Source organism: uncultured Bacteroides sp. (assembly GCF_902491285.1).
GTDB lineage: Bacteria > Bacteroidota > Bacteroidia > Bacteroidales > Bacteroidaceae > Bacteroides.
Genome location: NZ_CABUHK010000031.1, coordinates 1 through 17,723, shown reverse-complemented (window position 1 = coordinate 17,723; position 17,723 = coordinate 1). Strand labels below are relative to the sequence as shown.

Genomic DNA, 17,723 nt, shown 5'->3' with positions numbered 1-17,723 from the left:
TAGTTTGTGATATTAGTGAGGTCATTTCAGAAATGACATGACCTCTTTTTTGACCCAAAAGATATTCAGCCACATTCTCTTTCTTTTCTAGAAAATTGAATGTGGCTAAATATCTTTTATTTTATTGTATGCCGATTTCTGCCAATCCCATCGGTTCTCCATCCTGTATCATCCGCGTTGCTTTCAACTGGACATAGCGGGCTTTGACAGGGGTAAAGTAAACAGATTGCAGAATCGGGTTATTCTTTATATTAGAAAACTCATCTTTGGCTACTACCTGATTGACTGCCTTACTATCCATACCGACAGATATTTCATAGGCTGCAATTACCCCTTTATTATATTCACTCTGATCGGGAAGATAATGGAATGAAGTGATAGTGCGTTCCTCTCCCAAGTCAATCAATACTGTATTCCCATTGATGAAACAAGTAGTCCGGTCATTCTTATCCATACATTTCTGCGCTTCTTCCGCATCTGTTCCGCTAAGAGTGAACGGGAAACTTTTCAGCTCTTCAGCTTTGGCGGTGTATATATCAGAAGTCTCTCCTGCATAAAATGCTTCAATATTATTGATACAGAGACAAGCACGTGAATCGGTGAAGCGGACACGAATCTTATCGCTTGTGATTGTTTCAAAACGGAGAAGGCGTTTGTAACCGATGGTTGTTGTCTCTTCATTGAGTTTCACAGGAAGCCATTCACCCTCTTGATTATATTCTACGATGAATGATTTGACACGTTGTCCGAGAGGTATGTATTCCTGCAACATCATGCGGTTGATTTTCTCCGGTTGAGGCAAGTCAAATTCGATAGTGGCAGAGGTTACTCCATCGTTAGTAGCCCAATAGGTATCGTAATCATTGTCTGTAACAGCCTTTGCAGAGAATGCAGTTCCCCGTTCGTCCGATGCTTTTGGAGAAATCCCTGCCAGCAGATTATTCTTCAGTTGTTCTTGTACGTTCTTGTGGAAATTAACAGCGTTAGCAGAGTCTGTCGGGTGAATCAATCCGTTGCGGTCGACGGGAAAATTCAGCAATAACGTTGCGTTATGTCCTACGCTGCGGTAATATAAGTCAGTCAGGTCATCCACTGTTTTCACACGTTCGTCTTCTTCCGGATGATAGAACCATCCCGGACGGATGGAAACGTCACATTCGGCAGCTACCCATTGGTTGCCGTCGGCGTGACCGTATTGTAATTCGCGATAATTGGGATAGCCCGGATAAACTTCTCCGGCACGAAGGAAAGACCAGTTGGTAGCACCGGCAAATCCTTTTTCATTACCTACCCAGCGGCAACCCGGACCACCGTCAGAGAAGATGACAGCTTGCGGTTGCAGTTCGTCAATCATTTTGTAAGCTCTTGGATAATCATAATAAGTCTTACGGTCGATCGTGCGGCTGTCTTTGGCACCACCATACCAGCCGTCTCCACCGTTGGCGCCGTCAAACCAAATTTCAAATACGTCGCCGTAGTTGGTCAGCAGTTCATTGAGTTGCTTATAGAAGTAGTCTACGTATTCTGGAGAACCGTAATTGGCTTGATGCCTGTCCCAAGGCGACAGATAAACAGCGAACTTGATACCATACTTTTTGCAGGCGTCCGATAGTTCGCGGACAATATCTCCTTTCCCGTCTTTATACGGAGTGTTGCGGATACAGTACTCTGTCAGTTGGGTAGGCCATAGGCAGAATCCGTCGTGATGTTTCGCTGTCAGGATTACTCCTTTCATACCGGAATTTACAAAAGTTTGTACCCACTGTTCGCAATCCAGTTTGGCAGGATTGAATGTTTTAGGGTCGGAATCTCCGTATCCCCATTCGCGGTCGTTGAATGTGTTAAGTCCGAAGTGCACAAAAGCATACGTTTCCATCTTTTGCCATTCCACCTGCTTGGCTTCGGGGACAGGCAAGATAGCTTCCGGTGCTTTTGCCGGATTGCAGGCACTCAGTAAAAGAACTCCTGCACAGAAAATAAGAGAGTGTTTTTTCATGGGGGTGATTATTAGTAAATTATTAAATAGATAAGTTTGCTAGAGTGTGATTCCGAATACAAAATAAACCTGCTCTTCGTAAGGATTGGCTATCAGCTTTCCGAATACAGGTAATGAAAAGCCGGATGTTATTTTGATTTCTTTTGTTGCGGATAGTCCGATGTTGACCACATTGAATTTGTCGGAGTAGAAACTTTCCCAAGGCGTAAAGCCTGCTTCAATACTTAAATCAACGTCTTTCACACTGAACGGATAACTCAGCTCGCAATAGCTCGACCAGGCGCGTTTTCCGTTTTCCCGATAGTCGTTTCCGGCAAATGTAGTGTACCAGCTCACTGATAACGGGAATTTCTCACTGAGCATATATCCGGCTCCTACTTCAAAGGTATGCCCTGTGGAGTGTGAGTTGTAGTTGAAGTATTTGAAAGGTTCATCTTCTGTTTGGGTAAAATAGTTATTGGCGTAAAGAGTCAGGTTTTTATATTCGTACTCCAATGAAAGGTCTATCTCGTTGTTCTTCTCACGAAATTCGGTAGAACCCCATGCATAGACGGTCAGTCCTTTCCAGTTGAGTCCGAGTGAGGGTTGCACACTTGCATTGCCGCTGTCTATACCACGCCAGATATAACTGCTGACAAAATCTGCATTTACAAAAACTTCTTGTGCCTGTGCAAAGGCTGCGCAAAATAGGATTGCAATAAGTACAATATGTTTTTTCATTTTATCGGTTGTATATTTTCTTTTCGGGGGTAAAGATACGCAATATATAGATAAATGTTGGCAGGTAGGGTAAAAAAAGAAAACGGCTGCATAACGCAGCCGTTCCATAATCAAAACTAAATCTTAAGAATTATTTAGAAAGTGACATCCATTTTCAGGACGAAAGTGCGTGGGGCGGCTACTGCCATCGGACGGTAACTGTATTCCTTGTTAAACAGGTTGTTTACCATAAACTGGAATGCCACTTCTTTGGTTGCTTTCACACCGAAACGGAAGTCAACGGTGGCATAGGGCGTGTTATGTTTGTCCCAGTAAGTAGCCAGCGTTTCGCCTTTTGAATAACCGAAGAGGATACCGCGTACGTAATCCATCAAGTCATTTTGCATTTTGGGACGTTCATCCATCATCAGATAATCTACTGCAAGAATCTTGCTCTTCCATGCCACGTTGGCACCTACATTGATACGTTTCCACTGGAAGTCTACGGTGGCTTTGAAACTATGTTTCGGGCGATATTTCAGATACTTTCCGGTGTTTGATTTCTCTTTCATTTGCAATGGGTCGGTATAAAGGCCTTCTACGGCATTGCGTTCCTGATAATCTGCATCGCGGGGTTCGGTATATACATATCCCAAGTTATAGAACAACTTCGTATTCTTATTGAAGTTGTACACGCCGTTTGTCGAGATTTCAACTCCGTAGATTTGAGCTTTCGATACGTTGTGGAATTGGGCACCGATACCGAAACCTTTGCCGTCCGATAACATTTGGATGGTATCACCGATACTGTTAATCATCGTATAATTGGCATTGTTGAACAGTCCGAACTGAAATTCAACCATATCCTTATATTGCGTATAGAATCCGGCAATATCTACAAATCCCTGAAAATTGCCAATCTTATATCCTTGTTTGAATCCAAGTTCAGCATTAAATCCTTTCTCGGGATTGATGTTCAGATTCGGATAAACGCCGACACCGCCAATATCTTTACGCAGGTATTTTTCATTGATGGACGGGTTACGGTAACCTTGTCCGAAGCTGGCGCGGATAAAGCTGTAATCAGCCAACTGATAGTTCAATCCGGCACGGAATACGGGACGGAACGGAACTTTTGTCCCGAATATCTTAGTTTCCGCTTCTCGGTGGTGGTTGTTTACACGATAATATTCGGCACGTACACCGGCAGATACACTCAGGCGATCCCAGAAGCGTTGGTCGTACTGGAAGAAAGCAGCGATGTTATCGCTTTTGTACACTTCGTCCATAATGGCAGAATCATAGCGGATATGTTCAAGAGTAGCTCCGGTAGTGATTTGTGCACCACAGTCCCATTTCTTGTTGAACTGGTAGTCGAGGTAATAGTCGAAGTTCTTATCAGTCTGAGTTTTCGGATTGTTGCGTGCAGGATTAACGACATTAGACAACCAGGGGACAAGGTCGCTTGGTAATTTTCCGTCTTGCACTAATTTGTCCAGATCGCCGGGGAGTCCGTTGTCCATTGCCCATGAGATAAGATCGCAATAGTCAGCGGTGGTTGCGTTCGGGAAGATGTTGCCCAATGAAGTGAATATTCCGTTCATTGCATCTTCCAGGTTGCCGTTGACAAGTCCTGAGCCGATACCTACCAGTGCGGGATAGAGTGAACTATAATCACCGCCTGCGATATTTTGTATGGTTTGTGCGTCTGTTCCCATATTTCCCAAAATATCAGTAATAGATGCCCCGTCAGTCGGACGTACGATATTGTCGGCACTATAATAGAAACGTCCTTTAATCTTATGTGATGTACCGTTTTCGGGATTCACGTAGTTGATGAACGGGTCGATATGGAAGTTATTCTCTTCACGTCCCATGTTGGTGAAAGGAGAGGGCTTGTATACTTCCGTCGGTGAACGCCAGATGAAGAAGTCGCCATATTGGTTGGAAAGGAAATCTACATTGAAACCATAATTCAGGATTTTCATTCCCATATCCGGTTGGTGGTAAGTCAGACTGCCACCCATGCGGAAACGTTTGTTGTATCCTTGTTGGCGATACCCTTCGTCAGTGAAAAGATTGATACCGCCACTGACGTCAAAATTGCCGATACGGCGGGAGTGGGAGAGGTCGAACCCTTCATAAATCGGATTCCGTACACCGCTGAGAAGGCTTCCGCGCAGAATTGGTTTCACTGCGTATTTATCGTCTTTCCAAAAGCTTTTGTCACTCCATTGATATTCATCATTTTCTGCATCTCCATATATACCGACATAGGCACTGAAACGTGTTTTCGGTGTCAGTCCCGGACGGGCGGTGCGAATGTTGATAATACCGTTCAAAGCTGACGAACCATACAATACGGAAGAGGCTCCTTTGATAACTTCCACTTGCTCTACATTCTCCAAAGGAACGGTGTTCCAGTTAATTTCTCCTGTTTTGGGATTCAGTGTGCTCATGCCGTCTACTAAAATCTGGCTGCGTGCACCTACTCCGTAAGTCCAGCCGCTACCGCCGCGCATAGAAGGTTGCTTGTCTACAATGTCTACACCGGGAAGCGTGCGGAGAGTAGAAGAAATATCCGTTGGTGCCTGACGGGCAATGTCACCCGATTTGACAACGTCCATAGAGACGGTGACATCGCTTAGCTTTTGTTCAAAACGTCCGGCACTGACTACTACTTCTTCCAGCAGCTTGGTGCTTTCCTTCATGTAAACGTCTTTAGTGATTACTTCACGTTTGCCAATAACGATAGGCATCAGTACATCATCATAGCCTACATAACTGAATACGAGGTCTACTCCGCCTTCGGGAAGTTTGATTTCGTATTCTCCGTTGATATTGGATACTACTCCCTGGTTGCCGTGGAGCTTGTAGGTAATGGCTGCTCCCACCAAGGGCTCGTTGGTTTTGGCGTCATATATATGTCCTTTCAGAGTTTGGGCAAAACTTGTCCCAAAACTGATAAGACAAATTAGGATTGTTAGGATATATAGTTTTTTCATTTTATATTTTCTTTTTTAATCATCTTTTTATGTTACTTGTTTGGTACTAAGTCGAGTCCGATATTGAATTTTTCGGAATTTCCCCAATCACCAGCGAACTGATTAAGCAAGGTTTCTAACATCATTTTAGAGAAATCGTCTGTTGATTCTGGTAACATATTTATAATAATCGAGACTAAACTCGGTATCATATCTAAAATAGGTTGCATAGTTACTTTATCCAAATAGAGATGTGTATGTCCATCTGCTTTCTCTATATTCATTGGAATTCCCACTGTGATCCATTCAAAGAAGGTCTTAAAAGTTACATCATCCAGGTTTGTAATGAATTTTATGATGTCATTTTGTAAAGTTCCATTTATTTTAATCAGTATTCCTTTAAGTGCAATTGGATCCATTTTTAAAATTATATCAGTAAGAGAAGCTAATAGATTCTCATCTATCACTTTTCCTTGTCCTTTCATTGCGACTGTAATTATGGCAGGCAAATTAAGTTTAATCCTGATTTGACCATCTTTAGGATACCAATAAACCAAATTTGTTGGCGAAGTATAGTAAGTGCGGTCTTTTATTACAACTGTTACATCATCATTGGTAACTCCCCCTCCCAATAGTTTGGAAAAAATAAACTGCACAATATTCATCATAGCTCCTTCTGCTTCCATATCTGGAACTTTACCATCAATCATAATAGGACCGGTAGAATATTCAGCTTGAATATTTCCATCGGCTTTCAATGTTACGGAATGAAGAAATTGTGGTAGAAAATATGCTAATGTACTTCGTAAAAATACATTATAATCCGAATCGGAGCCTGCTGCCATTTTGGTATCAACAAAACCGGCGCCAGTCACTGGTGTCTCTGCTCCCATATTTTCATTGGATACTTTAGTGATCTCGGAAAATAGATAATTGTTGCTCCATTGTGGACTACCGGCAGTTTGTATATCCGTAAGGTTAAAAATAAGATGCCCTTTTTCTACTTTGCCATCATAATGGAATTGAATATTGGTATTTGTTCCAACTGCATCTCCTGAAAAAGTATATTCATTACTTGTTCCTGTCAAAGATATATTTCTTAGTGAAACAACTTCTTCTCCTGGGAGAATATCGTAAAGAGTGATATTAGCACTTTCTCCTTTCACTGTACTGAAGTCAATACTTTTGCCAAGTAACTCTTCTCCACTATAATTCAAAATTAAATTGGAATGACTAAGATGCTTGTTTGAATAATTCGCTGTTACATCTACGGGATCCGGTCCCGGGTAATCTTCGCTACAAGAGGTTGTCATACCTGTTATGCAAACGAGGCTGCTTATTAATAAAGTTGATATTTTCTTCATTGTCTTTTTTACTGGTTACTTGTTTATTGGGCTGAAACTTGTTGGGTGAGGTCAAGTCCTATATTCATTATATCTATTGTGGCTAACAATCCTAATATATCATCTGCGGACATTCCCAGTTCTTCCAGCTTTTCACCGAGAATAGGAAGGGCGGCTTTCATGATGGGCATTAGTGATTCTTTAGTAAGGTATGCGTAAGTATGTTCTTCATTTTGTTTCATTTCCAACGGTATTCCATCTTTAATCCAGGAGAATATCGTTGTAAAGGTAACGTCATCTACATTTAAGATATAATTGATAACTTCATTGTTTAGAATCAGATTAATCGCACTTAGTGCGGCTTTCAATCGTATAGGGTCTGATTTTAATAGTGCCTCACATATTCCGTTGATTAGTTTCGAGTCTAATTCCTGTCCGCTGTTTTGGGTAATCAATGAAATAACTGCGGGAACATTTAATTGTACTAATAAAGTCTGATTAGCATAACTCCAATAGGCTAACCCTTTGGGTGAAGCGGTATAATTCCGGCTTTGTATCCATTGTTTGAATTTAGCGTCAGTTAGAGTCTGATTTGCTGTGATTTCGTTAAAATCAAAAGGAGCTGTTGTGTAGTAGGCACTGACATTGCCATCTTTCTCCAGTTTTATACTTTGCAGAGCGTATGGTAGCATTGTGTCTAACAACGGATATGCAAGTTGTGGCAATATGGCAGCAATAAATGCTCCCATTGGGTCAGATGATTCTATATTGATATAAGATGCCCCGCTTTGGCGAGTTGACGGGCTGGTCGGATCGGTGTATGAACGTTCCGGAAAAATATATGTCCGTGCAACAGAACTGGCATACGCCATCGTCACCTCAAGTGACAACTGCATAGCTTTCGGAGTTATTGTTCCTTCATATTCTACCGTTGCGCCACCCATCGTGGTATTTTTTCCACTGAAGGTGTAGGCGTCTTTTTCTCCATTCTCATAAAGTTTGATGCCATTAATGGGAGTAATCGTTTCTCCCGGAATCACACCATTTAGCGTCAACGTCCCCGTCTCGCTATCTTCTGTCTTAAAGCTGACAGTTTTTCCAATTAACTTCTCTCCACTGTAGGTTAGGTCTAACGTATATGGCTTAATATATGAGCCATATTCTTGGCTGATTTCTCTCGGCCAGAATAGCTTGTCATTGTAAGTCTCTTCACATGATGTAAAGAAAAAAACAGCACAAGCTACCCAAAATAGTTTCTCTAAGTTTCTCATTTTGTTTCTTGCTTTTATTGCATATTTAATAAAACTTTGCAAAGTTCGGCTAACAATTCTTGATTAACAAGGTCTATTTTTCTATAATGATGTTCTATTTTTAATTGTTTGCAAGTGAATAGTGGAAAAAATAGTTTTTTAATGTTCTATTTTTAATATGAATTGTTCTTCTTTTAAGATTTGACTCTGGAGGATAAGGATGAGTGTGGGTATATGGAAAGGTTTCTATGGGAACTATCAAATAATAAATTGCTATTTAGTTAATACATAGCATAATATACCTTATTATATTCTCAAACAATTCTCATCGTTATGAGAAAAAATACTCATCGCGATGAGAAAATATTCTCATAGGGATGAGTATTAATTCTTATCATCGTGAGAAAATGTTCTTACTACGATGAGAAAATATTCGATATGAATAACGTTTATTTAATGCCTAACTTTTTGGCAATATCTTTAGGAAGCGCATCTTTGTGTACCAGAATATTCATAGTCTTGTAGGCTACGAATGCTTTGGAAGCATACCAGATACCATTGTATTTGCCAGATTTACCCCAGGAATTCTTCACCATGAAGTACTCTTTTCCGTTCTGGTCTTTAGCGATACCGTAGATAACCATTCCGTGGTCATCTGTTGTTTCCCAGTTGTCGAAAGCAATTTGACGCATTTCCTGGGTGATATCTTTTTCAGGGAAAGGTTTGGTGAACAATTCTCTGCGCTTGTCGGCAGCAGTCAAGCCAGTCCAGCGAGCCATGTCCGAATCGGAAAGTTCAGATTCTTTCGCTGCATCCGGCATAACGGCAATACCGTCACGTGAGAATCCCTGTTCACTAACATCGCTGCCCCATGCAAAAGTATAACCTTTCTTTACTGCGTTGTCCATTACAGCCATCAATTCATCGATGGGCAGGTTGTAAGACAGGCCGTTACGCCAGTTATCCTGAATTTCGATAGCGAATTGAGAATAGAACGGATGGTGGGTATAAGAAGTCAGTGATACGTAATCGTCAGGATTTAGTCCCAGTGATTCGGCAAAAGACTTCGGAGTATATTCCTTTCCTTTATACGTGAAACTTTCCGGGCATTTTCCTAAATAGGTGTCATAAATAGAAGCCAGTCCGTTCTTCCATACCGGAGTCAGTTTGCTCAGTTTACCTTTAGCGATAGCGTTGATATATCCACTGGCAACAGCGTCCAGTTCGTTGTGCACCGGCAGACTGTCACCATACATAATTCCCGGCATTACTTCCTGAGGAACGATACCATAATTCTTGATACAGTACATTACGTCATAGAAACTGCCGCCGGGGGAGAAAGAACTGTCACCGTGATAACGTACATAGTTTATTCCACGGTCTTGCATGGTTTTGTGTACTACGAACATTTCGGCCAGGTCATATTCGCCTTTGCCTAAACGAAGCAATTCTGATTCAACGAATCCGAGGGTTGAGAAACTCCAGCAAGTGCTCGAACGGTTCTGATTCTTGATTGAAGTAATCGGGTTTTCTTTCACTGTCGTGAATACAAATCCCTCTTGGGGTTTTGCGTCTTGTGCCATTACGCTCAGGCTGAATAAGCCTAAGGCAGCGATAAGGATACTTTTTTTCATTCTTATGACATTCATATTAAATTTGTTTTGGCTACAAATATAAGGATTCCTCTTTTGAAAACCATCTGTTTGGGTTCAAATTGCATAAAAAAAGAATGAATATTACCGTATCCCGGCACGGTTAGTTGGTACAATTATAATACCGCATTGGCATGACTGCGCCAATGGTGCGGTACAGTTGTGCCAATGCGATGGTACAAGGTTAATGCTGTAATGTACAGGACGCAGGTTACTCTCTCTTTTGAGAAGTCACTACATAATCTTCTTTGATGAACTCATCATACACACGTTTCGGATGGTCAAATCGTGCAGTCCCACTCTTTTGTTCATTAAAGTTCTCCCGACGGAATTGCTTCAGCTTCAGGTTTGCTTCAGCGTACTCCCTTAGTTTTTTATGTTCATTTCCATAAAGCGAACTCTCGGTCACGTCCGAATTGAGCAGACCTTCTTTCGGGGTGATGGTCGGCAAGAGCACTTGTTCCAATAATCCACGATAGGCACCGTTATATTCGCACCATACGATGTCGTTGGTTACAAATATACGATAGGAGTACTTGGACCATGCGGTTTTGATTTCGATAGATGTAGCATAGATTTCAATGGTAGCTTCTGAACCATATGCCTGGTCGCGAATCACAACGGTCGTCCGGCCGCTGATTTCTTCCTTCACGGAAGTTTGCCATTTCTCGGAATGCATGATTTCCTCAATGATTTCCGGCAATTTTTCTTTAATCTCAAACTGAATTCTCATGGTGCTTGCCTGCGGGCAGGACTTTTTTATCTTTTTCCTACTAAAACAATTAAGCTAGCCTAAAGTTACGTAGATTGAAGTAAAAAAACAAGGTTTTGTTTGAATATTTACTGTTTTTGCCAAACTTTCTGCCTTTTTCGTTTGTTTTTATTATAATTATGCAACAAATAGTAAAAGCTTGAACTTATGCGGAATAGGGCTCGGAAGAATTATGTCATCTATGTCTTGATGTTACTTTTGTTTGGAGGGTTGATTTATGTTGCTATTGAAGAGGGCGACCGGTTTTCGCATCATGCGGTAGATACGCTGAATGTGGTACAAGGCAGTCCTTTCGCCATGTTTCTCCAGTTCCTGCAAGATAACTTGCATCATCCGCTCACTACATTGCTTATTCAGATTATAGCTGTCTTGTTGATGGTGCGGCTCTTCGGCTACCTGTTCAACCTCATAGGGCAACCGGGAGTGATTGGAGAAATCGTAGCCGGTATCGTGTTGGGGCCTTCCGTGCTCGGACTTTTCTTTCCCGATGCTTTCCATTTTCTTTTTCCCGTCCATTCGCTCACTAATCTCGAACTGTTGAGTCAGGTAGGACTGATACTCTTTATGTTTGTCATTGGCATGGAGCTGGATTTCAGTGTGTTGAAGAATAAAATCAATGAAACGCTCGTTATTAGTCATGCCGGGATTTTAGTGCCTTTCTTCCTCGGTATCCTTTCTTCTTATTGGATTTATGAAGAATATGCCGCTTCCCAAACTCCGTTTCTGCCTTTTGCTCTGTTCATCGGTATATCCATGAGCATCACCGCCTTTCCTGTATTGGCGCGTATTATTCAGGAGAGGAACATGACTAAATCCCCTTTAGGGACACTTACCATTGCTTCCGCTGCCAACGACGATGTGACCGCCTGGTGCCTGTTGGCGGTGGTGATTGCCATCTCGAAAGCAGGGAGTTTTACAAGCGCTCTCTACTCGGTGGGGCTGGCTGTGGTGTATATTGCGATTATGTTTCTGGTAGTCCGCCCGTTCCTCAAGAAAGTGGGAGAGGTCTATGCCAATCAGGAAGCCATTAACAAAACATTCGTAGCGTTTATCCTGCTGATTCTTATTATTTCATCCTGCATTACGGAGATTATCGGCATCCATGCCTTGTTCGGCGCTTTCATGGCAGGAGTGGTGATGCCGTCCAATATCGGTTTCCGTAAAGTTATGATGGAAAAAGTGGAGGACATTTCTTTGGTGTTTTTCCTGCCTCTGTTCTTTGCCTTTACAGGGCTTCGCACGGAGATAGGTTTGATAAACAGTCCGGAACTGTGGCTCGTTTGCCTGTTGTTGGTGACAGTTGCCATAGCCGGAAAACTGGGTGGCTGTGCCATTGCCGCTCGCCTGGTGGGGGAATCGTGGAAAGACAGTCTGACGATAGGCACATTGATGAACACCCGTGGACTGATGGAACTTGTCGCTTTGAATATCGGTTATGAAATGGGAGTTCTTCCGCCATCTATTTTTGTAATATTGGTCATTATGGCGTTAGTTACAACCTTTATGACCACTCCGCTGCTACATTTGGTCGAACGTTTTTTTGTACATCGGGAAGAAAAGCTATCTTTGAAACGCAAATTGATATTTTGCTTCGGGCGTCCGGAATCCGGGAGCAAGTTGCTTTCCATTTACGCTTTGTTGTTTGGAAAACAACTGAAGAAGAATCATCTGATTGCGGCACATTATACAGTAGGTACGGACTTGAATCCGTTGAATGCGACACATTATGCCAAAGAAAGCTTTGTTTTGCTCAATCAGCGGGCAAAAGAGCTGGATATAGAGGTAGGCAATCATTACCGGGTGACGGATAAACTGGTGCAGGAAATGATTCATTTTGTCCGCGACGAGCATCCCGATATGCTGCTGTTGGGAGCCGGAAGCCATTATCGTTCCGATATGCCGGTGACCGGAACTCCGGGAGCTATCTTATGGCTGCCTTTGTTTCGTGACAAGATTGACGGAATCATGGAGCAGGTGAAGTGTCCTGTCGCTGTATTTGTGAATCGTCAGTACCGGGAAGGGGCTTTGGTCAGTTTCGTTTTGGGCGGTATGATTGACGCATTCATGCTTTCATATCTCGAAATGATGTTGCAGAACGGACATTCCGTACGTCTCTTCGCATTCGATACGGATGATGAAGGTTTCGTGCAACGGATTGACAATTTGATGGCGCATTATCCCGGACAGGTTAGTGTAAACTGGTTTGAGGGAATTGAAGAATTAGTAACTGATGAGAAAGATGGGCTATTGATAATGAGCCATCTTTCTTATTCTAAATTATCTGAGGATGAATCGGTGATGAAGGAATTATCTTCTCTGTTGGTCATCCGCAGGAATAAAAGTAACGGGAAAAAATGAAGAATTTACATATCGACGAATCTACGGGGTTAGTGTTGGAAGGTGGGGGGATGCGCGGAGTGTTTACTTGCGGCGTACTTGATTATTTGATGGATTGTGACATCCGGTTTCCTTATGTGATAGGGGTATCTGCCGGAGCATGCAACGGATTGTCCTATGCGTCCCGTCAACGGGGACGTGCCAAATACAGTAACATTGACTTGTTGGAAGAATACAATTATATCGGTTTGAAGTATCTGCTCAAGAAGCGGAATATCCTTGACTTCGATTTGCTGTTCAACGAATTTCCGGAACATATTCTTCCGTATGATTATGAAACGTATTTCGCGTCGTCCGAACGTTTCGTCATGGTGACCACGAATTGCCTGACGGGAGAAGCCAACTATTTTGAAGAGAAGAAAGACAAGAACCGGGTGATTGATATCGTCCGTGCTTCCAGCAGCCTGCCTATTGTTTGCCCCATTGCTTATGTGGACGGTGTTCCGATGCTTGATGGGGGAATCGTTGACTCTATTCCTTTGCAGCGTGCCATTGCCGATGGCTACACGCGCAATGTGGTTGTGCTCACCCGCAACCGTGGCTACCGGAAAGATTCGAAAGATATTCGTGTCCCGTCATTCGTATACCGTAAATACCCGAAGCTCCGCGAAGCATTGAGTCATCGCTGTGCCGTGTATAATGAACAGTTGGAAATGGTGGAGCGTATGGAAGACGAAGGAAAGATTATCGTTATCCGTCCGCAGAAACCTGTTGCTGTAGACCGTATCGAGAAAGATGTGCAGAAGCTGACAGAGTTTTATCAGGAAGGATATGAGTGTGCAAGAACTTTATTTGGAGAATAAACGGTTCTCCAAACTTTTTTATTGAATGGCGGATAGGATGATTTATCGGCAGTGGCTCCTTTTCATTTTGAATTTGTATATTGTTCGGCAGCTCTTTTTAGTTTTCTGCCCATCAATTCTGTCAATGTCTCCGGATACAGGATTTGTATCCCGTCGGCATATCCGAAGAATACCCGTTCGAGTTCGTGATTGATGACTACTTCAATTTCCAGTATGACGCTTCCGTCAGCGAGTTCTTCCACTAAATGCTGACTGTGATGTATAGGCTTGGTAATAATGTAAGGCGCTTCGTCAGCCGCCACTTTGAAACCGACTTTCTCTGCTTTGCTTCCTGAGTTTTTAGTCACTCCGACCAGATCGTCAAAGAATGTATTCGGGTCGAAGAATGTATTCTTTATATAGGGTTCTTGAGTCAGGACTTCCAATGAATGTATTCTGTCCAAAGCTAAATTCTGCAATATTCGTCCGCTTCTTCTTACTCCGTAGACGAACCATCGGTTCCGGTATTCTTTTAATAGATAAGGATGAAAAATAAATTCGTTTGCCGAGCGTGCTTTGAACGAACGGTATTTGATTCGTATCGGATGCTCGTTTACAATGGCGTGATAGATGGTGTCCAGGTAATCCAGCCCTTTCAGTGATTCATTCTTTTCGAAGTCGATGACCGGAGTTGTTTTCATCCGGGCGGAAGCCACATGGTCTTCCAGGCGGTTGATAATGTCGCTCATTTCCGTGAAATAAGAGAATCCTTTGAACTGCCGCAACACTTCCACTGCTTCCGACATTGTTTTCAAGTCCTGTTCGTTCAGCGGAGTTTGCGTGATACTGTATTCCGGGTCTTCGTATTTATAATATTTATTCTCGTACACAACAATCGGGGCGTTATATCCCAGCTTTTCGCTGCGCATCATCTGGATATCCATTTGTACGGTACGCTTGCTTATTCCTTTGTCAATGCCTTCATATTCATAGAGGGCATCCGAACAGGCGTCCATCAAATCTTCCAACGTCCAGCGTCGGTAAGGATTACGCAGACAGTTATCAATCGTTTTATAGCGTATTAAGGCATTCCTATTGGCCGGCATAGGCAGAGGTCTAAAGATTGGCTTCAAAAGTAGAAAAATAAATTCAGGAAAACAAAGAGGTTGTCTGTCTTTATTTTTGTTACTTCCCAAATAAGGTGTGTATCAAAATTGACATCCTTTGAAACAAAGTTTATAGACGAAGGTAAAGATACCCCCTATCTTTGCCTTCGTCTTATTTTTGATTAAAAATTTGTATGAATTAAGAATACTTTGTTGCTATGAGAATACTCCCCTGGATAAAACGATATAAAGGTATACTACTTGTGCTGGTAGTCGTCTGCGGACTAACTTGTTGCCACACAAACGGTACGCTTGATACAACAAATGCGGATAAATTCCGTCCTGTCTACCATCATACTCCTCTTTACCGCCGAATGAACGATGTAAACGGATTATCCTATGAAGACGGAGAATATCATATCTATTTTCAATATCACCCCTATGGTTCTAAACAGGAAAATATGTATTGGGGACATTCTGTCAGCAAAGACCTTATACATTGGGAGTGTTTAGTACCGACTACTTTTCGTGATACATTGGAACATATCTTTTCCGATGACTTGGAAGTCTTTAATATTTCCAAAGTTTTTTGGTATGCATCGGAGAATAAATGGGTGATGATTGTGTCTGCCGGTAAGGAAATAAGCTTTTATGATTCCAAAGATAAAAAAGTCTGGAAGTATATGAGCAGCTTTGGAGAAGGATACGGAGTTCAGCCTTGCTTATTTGAATATCCTTATATGGTGGAACTTCCGGTAGATGGAGATACCGGTCGTAAGAAATGGGCTTTGATAGTCAATGTAAATCCGGGCTGTTACTTCGGCGGTAGTGCAACTCAGTATTTTATTGGAAACTTTGACGGGACGAATTTTATTTGTGACAATCAGCCTGATGTCACAAAATGGCTGGATTGGGGAAAAGACCATTCTGTTACAGCTTGTTTCTCAAATACAGGTGAACGGACAATTGTAGTCCCTTGGATGAATAACCGGCAGTATTGCGAATTTGTTCCGTCGGAACAATTCCGCAGTGCCAATGCATTGCCACGTGAATTGGGACTGTACACACAAGACAATGATATTTATCTTTCCGCCGCTCCGGTAGCGGAAGTCAGGACGTTGCGGAAAGAAAGTAAGGAGATTCCTGCTTTTACAGTTACCGGAGATTGTCATATTGATACTTTATTGGCTGAGAATGAAGGTTCTTATGAACTTGTATTGGATATTACTGCCGGAAAAGCGGAGATTATAGGATTCAGCCTCTTTAATGATAAGGGTGAGAAAGTTGACATCTATTTCAATCTTCCTGAGGAAAAACTGGTAATGGATCGTACGAAAAGCGGTATTGTGGATTTCGGTAAGAATAGCGTATCTCATAAACTGGAAGCCCACAACCGTAGAAAAACGATTTCGATTAATTATATGGATGATTTCGCATTGGCTACCTGGGCACCTATAAGGAAAGAGAAAAGATATACTTTGGATATTTTTGTTGATAAATGTTCGGTAGAAGTCTTTCTGAATGGGGGAAAGATAGCAATGACTAATCTCGTCTTTCCGACAGAACCATACAACCGTATGTGTTTTTACAGTAAAGGGGGAGTATTCAATGTTGATTCATTAAAAGTATATAGATTGGGTTTATAAGTTAGGTTTTGTAGATTAGAATTAGGTGTGAGTAGCTGTCGGATGTGAATCCGGCAGCTACTTTTAGTTCGGGCATTGTTTGAATATTGTTGGTTATTCGTCAATTACTCATTTATTTCAATTGTGTATCCCCCTTGGAATATCTCTTCAGGTTGTAAATGCTGCATCCATTCTTTATCTCTGTATTCACCTGTATAGTGTGCACAGTCACAACGTCCGTACCAAGGCTCGATGCATACGAAAGGAGCATTCTTGGCAGGCGGTGACCAAAGTCCTACCACCGGAGCATCAAAGTGCAGGCTTAGATAAGCCTGTTTTTCCTTATTATATAAGGTGACTTTATGAATCTGCTCATTTTCCAATATCAGAGCATCTTTATCGAAAGTATGTATATCAAGTGGCAACAATCCATCCGTCAACTCTAACGCATATTCAGTAGAAGGGTCTGCACATCCCTTTTCAGAGATAAGAATATACTTCAACCCTTCTTTCTTATCGAATCCGAAGAAACCTCTTTCTGAAGTGGCAGCATCAAAATTCGGCCAATAGAAAGCAGGATGTGCGCCAATCTGAAAAGACATTTCTTTTTCACCGGTATTCTTAACTCTCCATATCACTTCAATTTGCTTCCCATGAATACGGTAACCTATTTCCAGACAGAAGGGAAACGGATATTTCTGCAACGTTTCTTCATTGCTGACAAGACGATAACATACTTCGTCCTCTTTCTCAGAAACAAGCGTAAATTCCATATCGCGGGCAAAACCATGTTGGGTAAGTACATAAGGAATACCTTCATTGCGATACTCGTTTTCCCACACACTTCCTACAATGGGGAACAGGACAGGGGAGTGGCGTTTCCAAAATGCAGGGTCGGCTTGCCACAGATATTCTTTTCCATTGGCAAAGATACTGCAAAGTTCGGCTCCATGCGGAGATACTTGAATCGTAAGTTGTTCGTTGGAGATTGTTTTCATATCATTCATTTTTCAGTTGGTTATAATTTGTAACCGACTCTATTTTTAGCTTCTTATCACTATACAAAATTATATAGAAAAATCGAGTTTTTCTACACCGGCACAATAAAAACCGAGGC

At 42.0% G+C, this 17,723-nt stretch carries 11 protein-coding genes and 1 pseudogene; 3 read left to right on the top strand and 9 right to left on the bottom strand.

Annotated elements, in window-relative coordinates:
* Positions 1–121: 121 nt before the first annotated feature.
* The 7 genes from RDN93_RS10125 to RDN93_RS10095 form a co-directional block, all read right to left on the bottom strand.
* A complete protein-coding gene (locus RDN93_RS10125; protein ID WP_308745402.1) occupies positions 122–1,996 on the bottom strand; it encodes an alpha-L-fucosidase in 1,875 nt (624 codons plus the stop codon).
* Between the two features lie 39 nt (positions 1,997–2,035).
* The gene (locus RDN93_RS10120) at positions 2,036–2,716 is read right to left on the bottom strand and encodes a hypothetical protein (protein ID WP_308745401.1); all 681 of its coding nucleotides are present in this window, start codon (positions 2,714–2,716) and stop codon (positions 2,036–2,038) included.
* 134 nt (positions 2,717–2,850) lie between these two features.
* The gene (locus RDN93_RS10115; protein ID WP_308745400.1) at positions 2,851–5,700 is read right to left on the bottom strand and encodes a TonB-dependent receptor; all 2,850 of its coding nucleotides are present in this window, start codon (positions 5,698–5,700) and stop codon (positions 2,851–2,853) included.
* Positions 5,701–5,732: 32 nt separating this feature from the next.
* Positions 5,733–7,043 carry a DUF4925 domain-containing protein gene (locus RDN93_RS10110; protein WP_308745399.1) on the bottom strand — a complete coding sequence of 437 codons (1,311 nt, stop codon included), beginning with the start codon at positions 7,041–7,043 and terminating at the stop codon, positions 5,733–5,735.
* 23 nt (positions 7,044–7,066) lie between these two features.
* Positions 7,067–8,293: a DUF4925 domain-containing protein gene (locus RDN93_RS10105; RefSeq protein ID WP_308745398.1), complete on the bottom strand. Its 1,227-nt coding sequence runs from the start codon at positions 8,291–8,293 to the stop codon at positions 7,067–7,069.
* Positions 8,294–8,721: 428 nt separating this feature from the next.
* On the bottom strand, positions 8,722–9,906 hold the full coding sequence (locus RDN93_RS10100) for a C1 family peptidase (protein WP_308745397.1): 1,185 nt from the start codon (positions 9,904–9,906) through the stop codon (positions 8,722–8,724).
* A gap of 229 nt (positions 9,907–10,135) precedes the next feature.
* Positions 10,136–10,657 (bottom strand): hypothetical protein, encoded by a 522-nt coding sequence (locus RDN93_RS10095; protein WP_308745396.1) that lies wholly within the window; start codon positions 10,655–10,657, stop codon positions 10,136–10,138.
* Positions 10,658–10,843: 186 nt separating this feature from the next.
* On the opposite strand from RDN93_RS10095, the gene RDN93_RS10090 reads away from it, so the two are divergent.
* Positions 10,844–13,054, top strand: a complete 2,211-nt coding sequence (locus RDN93_RS10090; RefSeq protein WP_308745395.1) for a cation:proton antiporter — start codon at positions 10,844–10,846, stop codon at positions 13,052–13,054.
* Positions 13,051–13,896: a patatin family protein gene (locus tag RDN93_RS10085; RefSeq protein ID WP_308745394.1), complete on the top strand. Its 846-nt coding sequence runs from the start codon at positions 13,051–13,053 to the stop codon at positions 13,894–13,896. Before RDN93_RS10090 ends, RDN93_RS10085 begins: the two co-directional genes overlap by 4 nt.
* A gap of 62 nt (positions 13,897–13,958) precedes the next feature.
* Here RDN93_RS10085 and RDN93_RS10080 read toward each other — a convergent pair whose 3' ends face one another.
* Positions 13,959–14,981, bottom strand: a complete 1,023-nt coding sequence (locus tag RDN93_RS10080) for a WYL domain-containing protein (protein WP_308745393.1) — start codon at positions 14,979–14,981, stop codon at positions 13,959–13,961.
* 308 nt (positions 14,982–15,289) lie between these two features.
* Here RDN93_RS10080 and RDN93_RS10075 point away from each other — a divergent pair.
* Positions 15,290–16,627: pseudogene (locus RDN93_RS10075) on the top strand (glycoside hydrolase family 32 protein); the annotation flags it as partial.
* 104 nt (positions 16,628–16,731) lie between these two features.
* Here RDN93_RS10075 and RDN93_RS10070 read toward each other — a convergent pair.
* Complete coding sequence (locus tag RDN93_RS10070; RefSeq protein ID WP_308745425.1) at positions 16,732–17,604, bottom strand: aldose 1-epimerase family protein; 873 nt, start codon at positions 17,602–17,604, stop codon at positions 16,732–16,734.
* Positions 17,605–17,723 lie beyond the last annotated feature (119 nt).

What these genes read in the sequence shown, in the direction of transcription:
- RDN93_RS10125 (WP_308745402.1), bottom strand. Translation starts at nt 1,996, where the DNA reads ATGAAAAAACACTCTCTTATTTTCTGTGCAGGAGTTCTTTTACTGAGT.
- RDN93_RS10120 (WP_308745401.1), bottom strand. Translation starts at nt 2,716, where the DNA reads ATGAAAAAACATATTGTACTTATTGCAATCCTATTTTGCGCAGCCTTT.
- RDN93_RS10115 (WP_308745400.1), bottom strand. Translation starts at nt 5,700, where the DNA reads ATGAAAAAACTATATATCCTAACAATCCTAATTTGTCTTATCAGTTTT.
- RDN93_RS10110 (WP_308745399.1), bottom strand. Translation starts at nt 7,043, where the DNA reads ATGAAGAAAATATCAACTTTATTAATAAGCAGCCTCGTTTGCATAACA.
- RDN93_RS10105 (WP_308745398.1), bottom strand. Translation starts at nt 8,293, where the DNA reads ATGAGAAACTTAGAGAAACTATTTTGGGTAGCTTGTGCTGTTTTTTTC.
- RDN93_RS10100 (WP_308745397.1), bottom strand. Translation starts at nt 9,906, where the DNA reads ATGAAAAAAAGTATCCTTATCGCTGCCTTAGGCTTATTCAGCCTGAGC.
- RDN93_RS10095 (WP_308745396.1), bottom strand. Translation starts at nt 10,657, where the DNA reads ATGAGAATTCAGTTTGAGATTAAAGAAAAATTGCCGGAAATCATTGAG.
- RDN93_RS10090 (WP_308745395.1), top strand. Translation starts at nt 10,844, where the DNA reads ATGCGGAATAGGGCTCGGAAGAATTATGTCATCTATGTCTTGATGTTA.
- RDN93_RS10085 (WP_308745394.1), top strand. Translation starts at nt 13,051, where the DNA reads ATGAAGAATTTACATATCGACGAATCTACGGGGTTAGTGTTGGAAGGT.
- RDN93_RS10080 (WP_308745393.1), bottom strand. Translation starts at nt 14,981, where the DNA reads ATGCCGGCCAATAGGAATGCCTTAATACGCTATAAAACGATTGATAAC.
- RDN93_RS10070 (WP_308745425.1), bottom strand. Translation starts at nt 17,604, where the DNA reads ATGAAAACAATCTCCAACGAACAACTTACGATTCAAGTATCTCCGCAT.